This is a genomic window from Methylomonas sp. TEB (genome assembly GCF_047777895.1).
In the GTDB taxonomy this organism is placed as follows: Bacteria; Pseudomonadota; Gammaproteobacteria; order Methylococcales; family Methylomonadaceae; genus Methylomonas.
This window is the reverse complement of sequence record NZ_CP180476.1, coordinates 1,382,773-1,398,139: the sequence shown is the minus strand read 5'-3', so window position 1 is coordinate 1,398,139 and position 15,367 is coordinate 1,382,773. Positions and strand designations below refer to the sequence as shown.

At 52.9% G+C, this 15,367-nt stretch carries 14 protein-coding genes and 3 pseudogenes; 7 read left to right on the top strand and 10 right to left on the bottom strand.

Translation table 11 applies throughout. The features are described from left to right. Positions 1-135: 135 nt before the first annotated feature. Positions 136-468 (bottom strand): hypothetical protein, encoded by a 333-nt coding sequence (locus ACMXD4_RS06375; protein ID WP_415880190.1) that lies wholly within the window; start codon positions 466-468, stop codon positions 136-138. Positions 469-909: 441 nt separating this feature from the next. Between ACMXD4_RS06375 and ACMXD4_RS06370 the strand changes: the two genes are divergently transcribed. The 5 genes from ACMXD4_RS06370 to ACMXD4_RS06350 all read left to right on the top strand — a co-directional run bounded on the left by ACMXD4_RS06370 (position 910) and on the right by ACMXD4_RS06350 (position 4,740). Beyond that, the gene (locus ACMXD4_RS06370) at positions 910-1,062 is read left to right on the top strand and encodes a hypothetical protein (RefSeq protein WP_415880189.1); all 153 of its coding nucleotides are present in this window, start codon (positions 910-912) and stop codon (positions 1,060-1,062) included. A gap of 9 nt (positions 1,063-1,071) precedes the next feature. Beyond that, the gene (locus tag ACMXD4_RS06365) at positions 1,072-1,596 is read left to right on the top strand and encodes a cytochrome C oxidase subunit II (protein WP_171696171.1); all 525 of its coding nucleotides are present in this window, start codon (positions 1,072-1,074) and stop codon (positions 1,594-1,596) included. Continuing rightward, positions 1,589-3,208, top strand: coding sequence for a b(o/a)3-type cytochrome-c oxidase subunit 1 (locus ACMXD4_RS06360; protein ID WP_171696172.1), 1,620 nt, complete (start codon positions 1,589-1,591; stop codon positions 3,206-3,208). Before ACMXD4_RS06365 ends, ACMXD4_RS06360 begins: the two co-directional genes overlap by 8 nt. A 2-nt stretch (positions 3,209-3,210) precedes the next feature. After that, a complete protein-coding gene (locus ACMXD4_RS06355) occupies positions 3,211-3,858 on the top strand; it encodes a c-type cytochrome (RefSeq protein ID WP_171696173.1) in 648 nt (215 codons plus the stop codon). A gap of 90 nt (positions 3,859-3,948) precedes the next feature. Continuing rightward, positions 3,949-4,740, top strand: a complete 792-nt coding sequence (locus tag ACMXD4_RS06350) for an elongation factor-1 alpha (protein WP_171696174.1) — start codon at positions 3,949-3,951, stop codon at positions 4,738-4,740. A 68-nt stretch (positions 4,741-4,808) separates the two neighbouring features. Here the strand turns inward: ACMXD4_RS06350 and ACMXD4_RS06345 are convergent, their stop codons facing one another. From ACMXD4_RS06345 to ACMXD4_RS06310, 8 genes and pseudogenes are all read right to left on the bottom strand, one after another. After that, positions 4,809-5,738: an HDOD domain-containing protein gene (locus ACMXD4_RS06345; RefSeq protein WP_084153217.1), complete on the bottom strand. Its 930-nt coding sequence runs from the start codon at positions 5,736-5,738 to the stop codon at positions 4,809-4,811. A gap of 11 nt (positions 5,739-5,749) precedes the next feature. Next, on the bottom strand, positions 5,750-7,054 hold the full coding sequence (locus ACMXD4_RS06340; protein WP_171696175.1) for a sigma-54 interaction domain-containing protein: 1,305 nt from the start codon (positions 7,052-7,054) through the stop codon (positions 5,750-5,752). A 453-nt stretch (positions 7,055-7,507) separates the two neighbouring features. Then, positions 7,508-8,233: pseudogene (locus ACMXD4_RS06335) on the bottom strand (IS256 family transposase); the annotation flags it as partial. A gap of 56 nt (positions 8,234-8,289) precedes the next feature. Next, positions 8,290-8,463 (bottom strand): transposase domain-containing protein, encoded by a 174-nt coding sequence (locus ACMXD4_RS06330; protein WP_367650918.1) that lies wholly within the window; start codon positions 8,461-8,463, stop codon positions 8,290-8,292. 45 nt (positions 8,464-8,508) lie between these two features. Next, positions 8,509-9,030, bottom strand: a pseudogene (locus tag ACMXD4_RS06325) (IS66 family transposase); the annotation flags it as partial. Beyond that, positions 9,027-9,767, bottom strand: coding sequence for an IS66 family transposase (locus ACMXD4_RS06320; protein ID WP_367650877.1), 741 nt, complete (start codon positions 9,765-9,767; stop codon positions 9,027-9,029). The gene ACMXD4_RS06320 and the pseudogene ACMXD4_RS06325, both read right to left, overlap by 4 nt. Before the next feature lie 136 nt (positions 9,768-9,903). After that, positions 9,904-10,290: an IS66 family insertion sequence element accessory protein TnpB gene (tnpB, locus tag ACMXD4_RS06315; RefSeq protein ID WP_171696176.1), complete on the bottom strand. Its 387-nt coding sequence runs from the start codon at positions 10,288-10,290 to the stop codon at positions 9,904-9,906. 202 nt (positions 10,291-10,492) lie between these two features. Beyond that, positions 10,493-11,556, bottom strand: a pseudogene (locus tag ACMXD4_RS06310) (IS630 family transposase). Between the two features lie 557 nt (positions 11,557-12,113). Here ACMXD4_RS06310 and ACMXD4_RS06305 point away from each other — a divergent pair. Both ACMXD4_RS06305 and ACMXD4_RS06300 read left to right on the top strand, forming a co-directional pair. Continuing rightward, positions 12,114-12,668, top strand: coding sequence for a hypothetical protein (locus ACMXD4_RS06305; RefSeq protein WP_415880188.1), 555 nt, complete (start codon positions 12,114-12,116; stop codon positions 12,666-12,668). 11 nt (positions 12,669-12,679) lie between these two features. Further along, positions 12,680-14,455: a bifunctional metallophosphatase/5'-nucleotidase gene (locus tag ACMXD4_RS06300; protein ID WP_415880187.1), complete on the top strand. Its 1,776-nt coding sequence runs from the start codon at positions 12,680-12,682 to the stop codon at positions 14,453-14,455. A 90-nt stretch (positions 14,456-14,545) separates the two neighbouring features. On the opposite strand, the gene ACMXD4_RS06295 is transcribed toward ACMXD4_RS06300, so the two are convergent. Next, the gene (locus tag ACMXD4_RS06295) at positions 14,546-15,289 is read right to left on the bottom strand and encodes a hypothetical protein (RefSeq protein WP_415880186.1); all 744 of its coding nucleotides are present in this window, start codon (positions 15,287-15,289) and stop codon (positions 14,546-14,548) included. Between the last annotated feature and the right edge of the window lie 78 nt (positions 15,290-15,367).

The window sequence follows — 15,367 nt, the reverse complement described above, 5'->3', positions numbered from 1 at the left end:
TGACCTAAGCGCATACAGTTGCTCTTTTAAAGCCCCGCTTACAAAACCTCAGGATTCCAACTGCCTATTGTGGCATAGCTGCAAAGGATTGACTGATTTCAATCAACAAACATATTTAACGGAAGCAACAAAGCTTTAAAACGGAAATACCGATAGATTCAAACCGATCATCGCGACATTCATTACAAATCCGTAGTTAGCCATGGTTTTGCGGAGTTTCGACTTAAACATCGCCACGGCAGCCAACGCTAAGCCAACCAGATCCATCACGATAAAAGCCACCACTAAGAAGCGTAAGCCATCGCTGTTGGAGACGCCATCCGTAGCGGCATAGATCGGAAATAAAATAAATAACCAGATAACAAAGTTACAAGCTGCCAGCAACAACGCCGCATTAGAAAACCCAAGTAATCGAAATTTCACATGGCGGGGCGACGTTTCTTGAAATTCGTTGATCGGTTGATTCATTGTGGCTACCGCGGGTTAGTAATTCGACACGGACGCTTGCAAGCAGTGTTTCGAAGTTTCATGCCAGCGGGTCCCGTTAATTGTTTTGGAGCAAACTATCGGTTTGCACCAAATAGTGACACGACGAGTTCGCCATTACCAGTTTTTTGGCTTTTTGACACGAATCGGAGATTTCCAAGCGCGCAGGGTTTGTATATCTCCCGCTCTCCATCGTATTCCCCGCGCCGTTAAATGCCGAGGCCTTTCTTGGCACGCTTTCAGCCCACCCTCCTCTAACAATTAGTACCCCTGATTTATTGCTTTCGGTTAGCCCGGCGCTAAAGGTATGATTACCCTAGCAATCAGATGGTAAAGTCATCAGTAAGAATGACAAAGCCCCTGCTGTTCATGCCGTTGGTTGCCAACCTAATTCCTATCAAAACGCATACAAGAAGGAAGGATATGAACAATCTCTCAGAAGAAGAACGTCAAAAAATTTTGCAAAGCTTACCGGTGGGCACTTGGGCGCTAATGTTGATAGTCGGCGGCGGCATGGTCGTAGCCTGGCTGTTGATGTACTACGGCATCTTTTTGCCTCGCGGCCATATTGGTTAAGGGGGAGACATGCATATCGATAAACTGGAAAAAAACTGGGCCGGTATCTCGTTGGGGATAGCCGGCCTGTTTGTGACCGTCATTTTAGGGTCGGCGTTTTTTCACGGCATTCACGCGCCGAGTAACGTCGAAACCATAGACTCCGCCAAACTGCATCTCTCCGCCGAGTTCGCCGAAGACAAGCTGGGCGTACAACATAATGCTAACGGTAGCGTCACCGTGCGCATGGTGGCCGGGCGTTACGGCTTTTATCCGAAAGAACTCACCCTGCCCGCAGAAACTGAAATTACCTTTCGCTGGGTCAGCCTGGACGTCATCCACGGCGTGCATATGCCAATGACCAATATGAGTACGATGATCGTACCCGGCTATGTGGCGCAGGTAAGCACCGCCTTTCATCATGCCGGCGATTATCCCGTGCTGTGCAACGAATATTGCGGCATGGGCCACGCGCATATGTGGAGCAACATCAAGGTGGTGAGCAAGGCGCAATGGGAAGCGCTCAACAAACAAGGGGGAGCAAATCATGGATAACGCAGCGGAAAAAAAATTGGCGCTGACCCATTTCTGGGTAGCGTTTGGCTCGTTCGGGCTGGCGGCGGTGATGGGCCTGTATCAGGTCATCGAGCGCAGCGGCTTTTTCGGCTTTCTGGAATCCCGAGAGGTGTATTACGCCTCGGTCAGTACCCACGGCGTGTTGATGGGCTTTGTCCTTACCACCTTCTTCATCATGGGCTTTGGCTATTATGTGGCCAACACCACCTTGAAACTGCCGGTGTGGAACAAGACTTTTGCCTGGACCGGCTTCGGCGTGGCATTGACCGGCGTAGTCTTGGCGGCATTGCCGTTGCTGCTGGGCCAGGCCTCGGTGCTGTTTACCTTTTATCCGCCATTGATGGCGCATCCGCTGTTTTACATCGGCGCAACCTTATTGGTGGTCGGCTCCTGGTTCTGGTGCGTGTCGATGATTGTCATGTACATGCAATGGAAAAAGATCAATCCGGAGCAACCCGTACCATTGGCGATGTTCGCCACCACCGCGAACGCCATTTTATGGCTGTGGACCAGCGCCGGCGTAGCCGCCGAAGTGTTGTTCCAACTGATACCCTGGGCTTTGGGCTGGATCGATACCATCGATGCCGGCTTGGCGCGCACGCTGTTCGCCTGGACCCTGCATCCTATCGTTTATTTCTGGCTGATTCCCACCTACACGGCGTTTTATACTTTGGTGCCCAAGCAAGCTGGCGGTTTTTTGTTCAGCGATGAGATGGCCCGGGCCGCATTCATCTTATTGGTGGTATTCAGCTTGCCGATCGGTTTTCATCATTTATACATGGACCCGGAACAAGGCCACGGCTGGAAAATCCTGCATGCGGTCGGTACCTTTGTCGTCACCCTGCCAACCTTCATCACCGGTTTTACCGTGATTGCCTCACTGGAAATCGCCGGTCGTTTGAACGGCGGCAAGGGCTTGTTCGGCTGGATTGCTGCCCTGCCCTGGAATAATCCCATGGTATTGGCCATCATTCTGGGCTTGTTGATGCTGATCTTCGGCGGCTTCGGCGGCTTGGTTAATGCCAGCTACGCAATGAACGCGATGGTGCATAACACTGCCTGGATTTCCGGACACTTCCACCTAATCTTCGGCGGCACCACCATCATCATGTACTTTGGCATTGCCTATTATTTCTGGCCGATTTTGACCGGTAAACCACTGTTCTGTCCTTCAATGGCGGTTGCTCAGCTGTGGAGCTGGTTCATCGGCATGATCATCATGACTACCCCTTGGCATATTCTGGGCTTGCTAGGCCAGCCACGCCGCATCGATAGCGTCAATTACAACAATCTGTTGACGATTTCCTGGGAACCCTACGAGGTAACGATGATTTTCGGCGGTTTGATCCTGGTCGTTTCGGCCGGCATGCTGGTTTACAACCTGTATAAAACCCATCTCGGCAGCGAAAGTTATCAGGGTGAAGTGGAATACGCCGAGCCGATTCACGCGGTCAGTAATCTGCCCGGCTATCTAAACAACTTCACCTTATGGAATATCGTGATCGGCGTGTTCATGCTGATCGCGTTCGGCTATCCGATCCTGCAATTCTTCTTGATGGAAACCTTTGGTTCAGGCAGATGGGGGGTCTGATCATGAAAAAACTCATTCTAAGCGCAGCATTATTGTTGCCCAGCGCGGCTTTTGCCCAGCCTTCCTCACAAGTCGCCTGGACTGCCGAACAGTTAAATTTCGTGAAAGCCGGCAACCCGCAAAAAGGCGAAGAACTAGCCAAGGCTTGCAGCGCCTGTCACGGCGAAAAAGGCATCAGTATCTCGGCGGCGTTCCCGTCGCTAGCCGGGCAATTGCCGACCTATTTGTACAAGCAATTGCAGGATTATGCCGACGGTAGCCGGGATAACGCGATGATGTCGGGCTTGGCCAAAACCCTGAGTAACCAGGACGCCGCCGATTTGGCGGCATGGTTCGGCTCGCAACCGCCAGCCTTCCAATCGAAAACAGTAATGGTCTATGAAAAAGCCGAAGCCTTGGTTAAAAACGGCAGCCGTGAGCGGGTGTTACCACCTTGCGAAGTCTGCCATGGCGGCGACGGCAAGGGGCAAGCCGTCGATATTCCGGCCATCTCCGGCCAAAATGCAGATTACATCTCGGCCACACTGCATGCGTTTAAGGAAGGCTCTCGTCACAACGACATCTACAGCCGGATGCGCATCATCGCGCAAACCCTGACTGATGAAGAAATCAGCGAACTGGGTTATTACTACCAAAATATCAAAAACTAGTAACATGCTTGGCACGGGAGGCAAGGCTTTTGCCTCCCGTTTGAAACCTTGCGCTAAGCGATACCCTGCTCAATAACCCGGAAAACATCTATGTCTGATCGCAACCAAACACCTGTTAAATATGCGTACAAAGGCGCCAATCTGATCAGCTTCGGCCTCTCGATCAAATTGCTGTTCACCGGTTATCTAACGACGATAGCCGCCGGTTATTTAATGGCCTTAATCCAGATTTTGTTTACCCACGGCATGGCCGACGGCAAATTCGGTTTGTCGATGGACGATATTGTTTACAGCTACTATGGCGACCGCTCCGGTTCGGTGTTGGAATCCAAATTGAATGGATCGATGAAATACAACGCACCGGAACAGGAGCGTTTCAAAATCATTCAATGGGTCAGGGATGGCGGTGACGAAGCGGTTTATAACAAGGACATCAAACCCATCGTCGAGCAATTTTGCATAGGCTGTCATAGCGCCAATGCCGGTTCGTTGCCGGATTTCACCAAGTTCGAAAACTTAAAAAAGCTGACCGAATCAAACGAAGGCGCAACCTTTCAATCACTGACCCGCCTGTCGCATATCCATTTGTTTGGGATCAGTTTTATTTTTATGTTTGTCGGCATCATTTTCAGTTTTAGTACCGGTGTGCCTTGCAAATATAAATACCCCGCCATCGTGATGCCTTATTTGTTTCTACTGATTGACATCGCCTCGTGGTGGCTGACTAAACTCAATCCCCACTTCGCCTTGTTGGTGATTGTCGCCGGGGCCGGCTTGGGCGTTTCCTTTGCCTTTATGTGGACCGTGTCCATGTATCAAATGTGGATACTGGGCGGCATTCTGAAGCAATCCGACCGCCGCAACGCGATATTGCGCGATTGACTGCTGAGTTGATTGGTGGGGCGCCGGCAAATTTTTAGGCGCCCACTTGGCGATGACAGGCGGCGAATTTAATCGGTAAGTTGTTCCGCAGTGGCTAGAATTTTCGCTAAATCGTCATTCTGGCTGTCGAGTATTTCCAGACAAACCGCCTCATCCAACCCCAGCAAGTCCGGCACTTCCTCCGGACACACCTGGTTCGATGCGTCGCCTATGCCTAAACGTCCCAACAGGCAATCGCTGTAAAACGTCAGCAGATTCAGTTGGTGGTTTTCGCCGCGATAGAAGGGGTTGTGATGGTGATAGACAATATCGGTAATCATGCGCGGCATCGACCACACATTCATCAGCCAGGCGCCGATTTCGGCATGATTCAGCCCGAAGGCAAAAGTTTCCAGATTGAAAATCGCCAGACTGGGATTGGCGGTGATCAAGCCACTCAAATAACTGAATTCGTCAGGAAAACGATGCCCCAGTAACGGGAAACCAATATTGTGCATCAAGCCTGATAAAAACAAGGCTTGCGGCTCAGGTCGCGTAGCGGCCGGCATAACAGCGGCCAACTGCGCCATCAAGCGGGTGCTGGCCAAGGCATGGGTCCAGAACATCCGCGTACCTATCTGCCCTTCCTTTGGCGATTTCAACGGTGCCAGCACCGCCAAACCCAAAGCCAAATCCAATACAAAATCAAACCCCAACACGCGAGTAATCGCATCATGTACCGTCGTGATCTGGCCGCGATAACCGTAGAGCGCCGAACTGGCCCAACGGGTAATTTGCGCTGTCAATAAAGGGTCGAGTTCGATGATGTCGGCTAATTTGCGCGCATCCGCGCTGGGATCGGCGATCAGATTCAATATGCGCAGCGCGCTGCCGGGCAAAGGCGGCAGCGCTTTAATCTGGGCGATAGTCTCGCGCATGTCGCGCGGCGGGGTCAAACCGTTGCGTTGCCGGCTGCCAACGTTATCAAGCGTCCAGTTTATCAGGTTGGATTCCATCATTGCCCCGCCACTTAATTTAGATTGAGTCGGTTAAGTTTACGGTACAGCGTTCGTTCACTGATATTCATTTCCGCCGCTATCAACTTGCGATTCCCCTGATACTTGCTGATCAAACTATTGATAAACTCCGCCTCGAATTGCGCCATGCTGTTAATTGGCGGGGAATATGCATCGCTACTTGCCTCACTGGCGGCGGCCGGCTCCCCTACTGCTTGGCGCTGCATAAAATGTATGTCGGCTTCTTGAATGCTTTTATCCTGACACAAGCCGGCCGCCAATTGCAGACAGTTTCGCAGCTCGCGAATATTGCCGGGCCAAGCGTATTGGATAAGCTTGATTAAGGCCGATTGCGTCATTGTATAGCCGCTATCGGCCTCGGTGTTTAACTGCGCTAAAAAATGATCGATCAATAAGGGCAAGTCCTGTCTACGCAGCCTCAGTGGCGGCACTTCGACCGGAAACACCGATAAACGGTAGAACAAATCTTCGCGAAACCGACCGGCTTTGACCATGTCCGCTAAATTTCTATGCGTAGCACATACCACTCTGACATTGGCTTTTTGCATCGCCGTGCCGCCTACCCGCCGAAATTGGCCGCTTTCCAGGGCGCGCAGCAGTTTGGGCTGTTGCGACAGCGGCAAATCGCCAATCTCGTCGAAGAACAGGGTGCCATTGTTAGCTAATTCGAATAAGCCTTTTTTTGCAGATGTCGCGCCGGTAAACGCACCCTTTTCATGCCCGAACAATTCGCTTTCAAATAACTCTTCGCCCAGAATCGTACAATCGACAATCACAAAATTGCCATCCGCCTGCCGGGAATGGCTATGCACAAATTCCGCCGCCAATTCCTTACCGGTGCCGGTCTCACCCAGCAATAATACCGGTGCTTGCGTATCCGCCGCCTGTTGCAGCCGAGTTTTATATTGTGCAAACGCCGCCGACTTACCGATCATGGCCGGTGCCTCGTTGCCTTTTGCCGCGGATCTTTTCAACACGGTTAGCGTTTCGCCTAAATACAATGTGGCATCGGCATCCAGCAACGGAAAACCGCGCGCACTGAAAGAACGCTGGGAACTGGCATCGTTGGTGTCGGCAAAAATACCGGCGTAGGCTTCCAGAGTTTGAAATAAGCGCTGATGGCGGCAATTGCGGTTTTCGACGCAGCACGGTTGGCCGACCAAATTCTGCCGCATGACGCCAAAACTCTGTTCCCAAGCGCGATTCACTGCCACGATGCGTAAATCGGCGCCGATTATGATCAGCGGCAGATCATGAGTTTCCAGCAACGATTCCAGCGTAAAGGCACTGTGCGGCATAAATTCCTATCAATGTTTTCGGTGTTGTTAGCGCGTTAAAGGCCATTTAAACCCTTCAGCCCTTGGCATCAATGTTGCGCAATACCGCTAAGGATAACTCATTCATCACCAGGGAACATCTATCAAAGTTGGTCAACTGCCGTTATGAACACGCCTATGTTTTAACCCTAGGGCAAGCGAAGCAGCATAACTATAGACTCAGATGCGCCTACTGGGTGGGTCATCAAAACCGCGATGGCGAGAATGGGCGCCTCATTCATCCCACAACGATCAGGTGTGCCGGTATGCGAGCCACCACGAATGACCGCAATCCAGTGAAAAAAGGGAGGTTAAGAATTTCAGGAAAATGCAAAAGATGATGGGCAACAACGATATGACAATCGTTGGCATACTGCAGCGTCGGGGCTTACTAACAAACGGAGGGTGTCCTGAATTTTGTGTAAACGGGTTTTGTTAGTGGTTTAGCATTCTGTCTTCAAACTGAATGCTAAACCGATTTAAAGCCGCTTTCCAGTCATGTAATGGCATCGTCCATTTTTTACTGATATTCATCAGCGCCAAATAGAACAATTTCGACAAGGCCTCGTCACTGGGAAATGAGCCGCGATTCTTGGTGGTTTTCCGCAAACTCATGTTCACCGACTCAATAGCATTGATGGTGTAAATGATGCGGCGTATCTCCGGCGGATAGTCAAAGAAGGGAATGATCCGATCCCAATTGCGCCGCCAAATCTGGGCAATCGGTGGATAGGCCTCGTTCCACTGAGCCTCGAATTCTGACAGGTTCTGCTCAGCGTCGGTGACGGTGACGGTGGCGGACTGGTAAATCCGCTTGAGATCATCGGCAATCTGCTTACGCATCTTCCAACTGACATAGTTCAGGCTGTTGCGGACTAGGTGGACGATACACAGTTGGACGGCGGCGTGTGGATAGAGGGTTTCTATCGCTTCCGGGAAGCCTTTCAAACCATCGACACAGGCAATGAAAATGTCTTGGACGCCGCGATTCTTTAGGTCGGTGACGACTTGCAACCAGAACTTGACGCCTTCGATTTGGGCGATCCATAAGCCCAGCACTTCCTTTTCGCCGTTCATATTGATGCCAATCGCCAGATAAACCGCTTTGACGCGCACGGCACCGGTATCGCGCACTTTGACGTGGATGCAGTCGAGATAAACGTAAGCGCCCTATAAACCACGCCATTGAATTTTTCTACAAAGCCGTGCGAATTTGGTTAGGCCGTTGGATTGGCGAGGTGCCAGGGCAGCAATGCCTCAAAGTCTTCGACGGTTTTGGCCAGGGGCAACTGACGGAACAACGCCGCCAGATAGGTGTAAGGTTCGATTTGGTTGGCTTTGCAGGTTTCGATTAGCGAGTACAGATTGGCACTGGCCTTCGCGCCGACCACCGTGTCACAGAACAACCCGTTGCGGCGACCGACGACAAACGGGCGTATGGCGTTTTCACCGAGGTTGTTGTCGATGGGCCAAGCACCGTTTTCCACAAACCGAATCAGCTTCGGCCATTGCGACGACAGCTAATGCAAGGCCTTGCCCAGCAAACTGCCGGGCGTGACCCCATGCAGATGTTCGACCAGCAAACCTTCGATATTGGCTAATACCGGCTTGCTGTGCTGTTGACGCTGCAGCGTGCGCTGTTCGGCACTCAGATCTTTGGCTTTGGCCTCAATCGCATACCGTTCACCAATCGCGGCGATAAACTGCGTCGCCAGTGATGCTGATCCACGCGCGGCTTTGGGGATGGCCGCTTCTGCTTCGACAAAATAGCGGCGCGCATGCACCCAACAGCTGATGTGAATGGCACCTCGCACTGTCGCAATAGCGTTATACACCTCATAGCCGTCGCTCATGAGAACGGTGCCAGGCAGGATGCCTTCGTAGAGGGGTTGCGCATGACTTCCGCCACGACCGGGCGTGTAGCTAAACAGCCGAATCGGCGGTCCGGACCCGGTCATTTGCGCCCACAGATAGCTTTTACGTTGCGCGGCACGTCCAGCTTCCTTGAGCACTTGCCCCCCCCGGTTTCGTCGCCCAGAATCAGATTGGCTTCCAGCAGATGATCACGCAGCAGATTGATGATGGGCTGCACCGCTTGACCGACTCGCACTGTGCTGGCGGCCAGCGTGGTGCGCGACAGATCGCCGCCGAACCGGCTAAGCAAGTTGGCTTGCCGATACAACGGCAGGCTATCTTGGTATTTAGCGGTAACGATCCAGGCCAAGGCCGTTTCGGTCAATAAACCTTTGGGAATGATGCGCGCCGGTACCGGCGTCACGCGAATGCTATTGTCGCAGCAGGGACAGGCGTATTTGATGCGCTGATGCTGAATCACCCGGACCTGTTGCGGCACAATGTCGAGTTGCTCGCTGATGTCCGCGCCAATTTCCACCAGCGTATGGCAGTCATGCGCGCAGACCCGCTCAGCTTCCGGTAGCTCATGGCGCACGATCTCGCGCGGCAGGAGGGGATCGAGCGGCTTGCGGCCGCGTTTCTGGCGGCTGTGGCCGGCCACCTCAACCGCTTCGGGCGTCGCTTCCTCGGCCACCGGCGTTCCATTGGGTGCCAGCGCTTCAGCTTCGTTCAGGAAGAGATCACGCTGATCGGGATTGCGCCGCGCCTCGGACTTGGCGGCATATAGACGATGCAGAAAAGCATCCACACGTTCCTTCAACAGATCACGCTCGACCGTCACTAACCGTAATTAATTCGCCAGCCGCTGCTGTTCATCCACTAAGGCCTGCTTGTCCGTTAACAAGGCTTGATAGTCTTCGGTGGACAGCGTGATGGCGGTCGTCATGCCGCTATTTTACTGGATTTAAGTCATTGTTTCAGCTTGATTTTGTATAGATACGCGCCGAATGCGGGCGCATCGCCGCCAAGTCAATGCCGGCTAACAGCCAGTGCAGTTGCTCCACCATCAACGTGACCACCGCCGCCTCTTTCGGCCAACGAAATCGATCCGCTTCCAAGCGCTTGAGCATCAACCAAAAACCCGTGCGATCCCACAACAGCAACTTGATCCGATCCCGGCGGCGATTACTGAACACATAAATCGCCGGCTCGAAGGGGTTCAAGCCCAATGCCTGCTCGACCAACACCACCAAGCCATTTATGCCCTGTGGGTATTGATAGCCTTGCGACCATCGATGGGTTCCCGGTGCAGGTAGACCTTTAATCCCGGTTTGAAACTGAACATGGCAAGGCCGCCAATGCATTCAAAAGTAACGGCAAATCGCTGAGTGCGACTGACTGTAATGTGAGTTTAACGCCGTTGGGCAACGTCGCATTGAGCGCTGATTCAGCCGGTTTCGCTTCGCTCAGTGAATGAATGGGCATAAAAGCCGGCAACCCGGCTGAACTGTTCGGAGCAGAACAGGCCTCATCATGATAAAGTCCTATCCACTTACGTACTAGTGCTTAATTCCGTAAGTTAGCGATAGTATTTCGTAATTGCGCACCGCGGACCTCGCGTTTCCGCCATCGAAAAGGTGTAGCCGTTGGATTGTAAGCGGCAATAAAGTCTTCAATCGCTTGTCGCAGGGCTGCGATGTTTTGGAAACTGGCGCCGCGTAAAGCTTTACGAGACAGAATGCCGAACCAGATTTCCACCTGATTCAGCCAACTGGCTGAGGTGGGCGTAAAGTGGAAATGGACATTGGGATGCTGAGCCAGCCAGGCGTCGCATTTTTTGTGGGTACAGTAATTGTCCAGAATCACATGCAACTCTTGGCCAGCCGGCGTCTCGGCAACAATCGTGTCCATGAACCCGAGAACATCTTCACGCCGCTTCGTTTCGGTTATCTGGGCGATGATGTTACCGGTTGCGACCTGCAGAGCTGCAAACAAATTCAGTGTCCCATGACGCTTATAGGTGCTCTGGAATCCGCGCGCGATCTTGCCACTGTCGGTTTCAACGTACCCGGTCATTCGTTCCAGCGCTTGGATACTGGGTTTTTCGTCGACACTGATGACTAAGGCATTTTCGGGCGGACTCAAATACAAGCCAACAATGTCCGCCGCCTTTACCGCAAATTCTTTGTCGGTACTGACACATTTATGCCCTGTGGGTACCAGGATCGCTGTCGTTGCAGACAAATCCCCTCCTTGCGGAGCACGCGCCAAACCGCGTAAACCGAACTATCCAGAGCCAGAGCTACAGCGGGACCATCCCAGACGGCTTGTCCCTTTGGCGGTGGTAGCTCAAGGATTGCTAAGACACGCTGTCGAAAATGCTCATCATACGTCTTCGGTGCGCCCGGCCGAGGTTCGTCTGACAGCCCCAAAAGCCCCTGAGCCATAAAGCGGTTTCGCCACTTGATGACCGTATTGGCCCGCGTTCGGCATTGCGCTGCAACCGCTTGGACTTGCGCGCCATCCAGGCAGCCCAGAATCATCCGGGCTCGCTCGACTACTCGAGCTTCTTCCGTACGGCTCGCTGCGCGTCGCTCTCACTCTGCCCGCACGTCCGCGGAACACTCAATTTTTGGGCTACTCGTGACATCCCTCCAAGATTACATTATTAGCACCTAATAACGCAACTAAGCACTAGAAGTTTTCTCCATCATTCATGCTAGGAACCACACGGTTGGAGTAATTTTGTGCAACACCCAAGCTCCGAGCTCGATCAATCGAGAAATTTTCTCGACCATCCAAGCTTTTTTCTCGATCATTTCACTTCAGAACTCAATCAGCCAAGCTCAGAACCCCAACACTGGAGTTATTTTGTCCAACAGCCGAGCTCTGAGCTCAAACAGTCGAAAACCAAGCCGGACTAACTACATCCCGAAGTACCTCATTCCGCGAATTTCATCGATTGCCTTCCAGCCACCCAAGCCAGAGTCAGCGCCCGAATAAAACCCGCAACACCCGTGTATTACATTTCACGAAATCTTCATTTAGCAATCACAAGTTCATCACAAAATTTCCTTAGGCTGTATTTGCTTTACCCATAGCGATGGAAATTTCTCAACCCCAAATGAACGAGCAGCCAGCGGCCTATAACAAAAACGCCCGCGCTGTCTTTATCGGAGCACTCTAAATGATCAAAAAATCTGTTATTGCCGCAGCATTGCTGTCGGCAATCTGCACGCAAGCCGAGGCGATTACCCTTAATGCCGACGGCGCCTGGCATGCGTTTGACGTCGACAACTCAGTATCTAACTCTGGTGGTTTGGAGTGGATAGACCTGGATAACAATGCTTTAAGCTTTGAATTCACCTTAACCGGCTCAGCGATTTTGCGCGTAGTGGACGCCGGCTTCGCTGGTGATAGATTCAAGATTTTTAATACGGCCAGCGTACTTGGCGAGACATCAGCCGCCGTTAACAACTATCCAACTTCTGTGTACAGCGATTTTGATTTAGCTTACGCCAACTCAGACTACAGCCGCGGCGAATTTCTGCTGGGTGCCGGCAGTTATCAAATCAGCGGCCTGCTGATCCAATCCGCTCTGGACGATACCTCCGCCGAGATTAACGCCACCGTCGGCGCTGTCAGCCTGACCGCCGTGCCTCTGCCTGCCGCTGCTGGCTTATACGCAGCCGGCGCCGGCCTGATGGGCTTGGTCTCTCGTCGCCGCCAATCCACTAAATAAGGGTTAAACCAATGAAATTAAACAAACTTGCCATCGGCATTGCCTTGGGTTTGGGCACACTGGGCGCGGCCAATGCCGTGACCACCATCCCCACCACCACGATCAAAATCGTCGCTTTCAACGATTTTCACGGCCAACTGGAATCGCCTGGTACGTTCCGGCAAACACCCAGCAGCGTGGCAGCCACCAATATTCCGGTCGGCGGCGTGGACTGGATGGCCGGTTACGTCGAAAATCTGAAAAACCAAAACCCCAGCACCGTGGTGGTCTCGGCCGGTGACATCATCGGCGCCACACCGCTGATTTCCGCGTTGTTTCATGACGAACCGACCATCGAAACCATGAACCGCCTAGGCCTGGAATTCAACGCGGTCGGTAATCACGAGTTCGACGAAGGCAAAGACGAACTGAAACGCATGCAAAACGGCGGCTGCCATCCGACCGATCCCAATTCCTGTCAAGGCGCATCCGTCGGCACACCGGTACCGTTCGAAGGCGCTGATTTCAAATTTCTGGCCGCGAACGTAGTCGAAACCGCTACCGGCAAAACCTTGTTTCCGCAATACGCGATCAAAGTGGTCGGCGGCGTGCGGGTCGGCATTATCGGCATGACCTTGAAAGAAACCCCCACCATCGTCACTCCCACCGGCGTGGCCGGCCTGGAATTCAAAGACGAAGCAGCAACCGTGAATGCGTTGATTCCGAAATTGCGTGCGCGCGGCGTCGAAGCGGTGGTGGTATTGATTCATCAAGGCGGCACAATTCCGGTCACGCAAAGTGCTTCGACCATCAACAACTGCGATAGCGGTTTGGACGGTTCACCGATTAAAACCATCGTCAATCAGTTGGACGACGAAGTCGATTTGGTGATTTCCGGCCACACTCACCAAGCCTATAACTGCCAAATCGCCAACAAGGCCGGCCGCTTGATTTCTGTGACCAGCGCCAATTCGCAAGGCCGGGTATTGACTGATATTGACGTGGCCATCAACACCGTGAACGGCGAAGTCAGCAGCGTCAGCGCCGAGAACATCGTCGTTGATCGCAGCAATCCAGCTATCACCCCGAATGCAGCGATTAAAACCATCGTCGACAACTACAAAGCGCTGTCCACGCCCATCGCGAATCGCGTGATCGGCAGCATCAGCGCGGCGATTACTCGCACCGCCACCGCAGCCGGTGAATCGGCGCTGGGTGATGTGATTGCCGATGCGCAATTGCTGGCTACGCAAAACGTCGGTTTTGGCGAAGCCGTGGTGTCATTCATGAATCCGGGCGGCATCCGCGCCGATTTGACCTATCCATCCAGCGCGGCTAACGAAGGCGACGGAAAGGTCACTTATGCGGAAGCCTTTACCGTGCAACCGTTCGGCAACACGCTGGTGACGCTGACCTTGACTGGCGCGCAAATCCACACCTTGCTGGAGCAACAATTCACCGGTTGCACCGTGGGCTACCCGGCCGGCGCACCGGTCAACGGTCAAGCAGCCAATCGCATCATGCAAGTTTCCAACGGTTTTAGTTACGAATGGAAAGAAAAAGGCACGCCTTGCGATAACGTCGATCCCGCCAGTATCAAGATCAATGGTGTCGTGGTCGATCCTGCCGCCAGCTATCGGGTGACCGTAAACAATTTCATGGCCGACGGTGGCGATCAATACTATGCGTTGACGCAAGGCACTAACCGTCTGGGCGGCGCTTTGGATCTGGATGCACTGGAAAACTACTTTACCGTCAACGGCACGGTAGCCCCAGGCCCGCAAAACCGGATTTTGCCGGCTCCGTAAGTTTTAGGGATTAGTTGTAAGCTCTGTAGTGGTACTCGGGCCCGCTGGTACGCGATACAGCGGGCTTTTTTTTGCCTGGCCGGCCAACGTTTAATGATGATGCTCGTGGCCCATTTGCGCTTGTACCTTGATGACGAACGGGTCGGATTCCTTATCGCCCAAGTCGGCGAAATCGATCACATCGTAGCCGTCAATTGGTGTAGGTTGCCAGGGCGCGGCGTTTAAAGAATAAGCCTGCAGCAGTTCGGTACGCTCTGAAAATTCGCCCTGTTGCCGTTCGATCAAGGCCGGTAACGCAAGGTCCAAACGCATCACCACATGCCATTCGGTATCCGCGACTTTGCCTTGATATTCGCGGGTCGGGATGCCGTCGGTCCATTCGATTTCTTCGGCAGTCAATTTTTCCAGCAGTTGGCTATCCAGCAGCAACGCCAATTTTTGCCAGGACGGCGTGATGTCCAGCATCCGTAGATCGCCGGCCTGAAATTCGATTGCCCGCCGGTCTTGGTGATACAGCTTGCGGTGAATCAGCTCCTGACCATCGCGCAGCCACAGTTCACCAACGCCCAGTTGCGGCCGTTCTATCGTAATCCGTTGGCTATCGCGCCAGAAGCGCCAACTCACTTCTGCCGGCAATGCCTGGTGCTCGTCGTGTTCGTGCTCTGCGCCGGTGCGGGTGGTGACGAACTCGGCGGCCACGGCGGGCAAGTTTGCCGAAGACAAATCGGTGATGTTAGCGGCATGCTTGGCCGGTGCATGGCTGCAAGCCGCCAAAACGACTAATAAATTGAGACCAAGCAGTTTGGGTAAAAATTTGAAATGGGTGTTGAACATGGATCCTGCACTTTAGCGGTATTCAAAAAAATGTAATTATTCAGTGAATTGCAAAACTCTGACAATCGCCGAGAAATT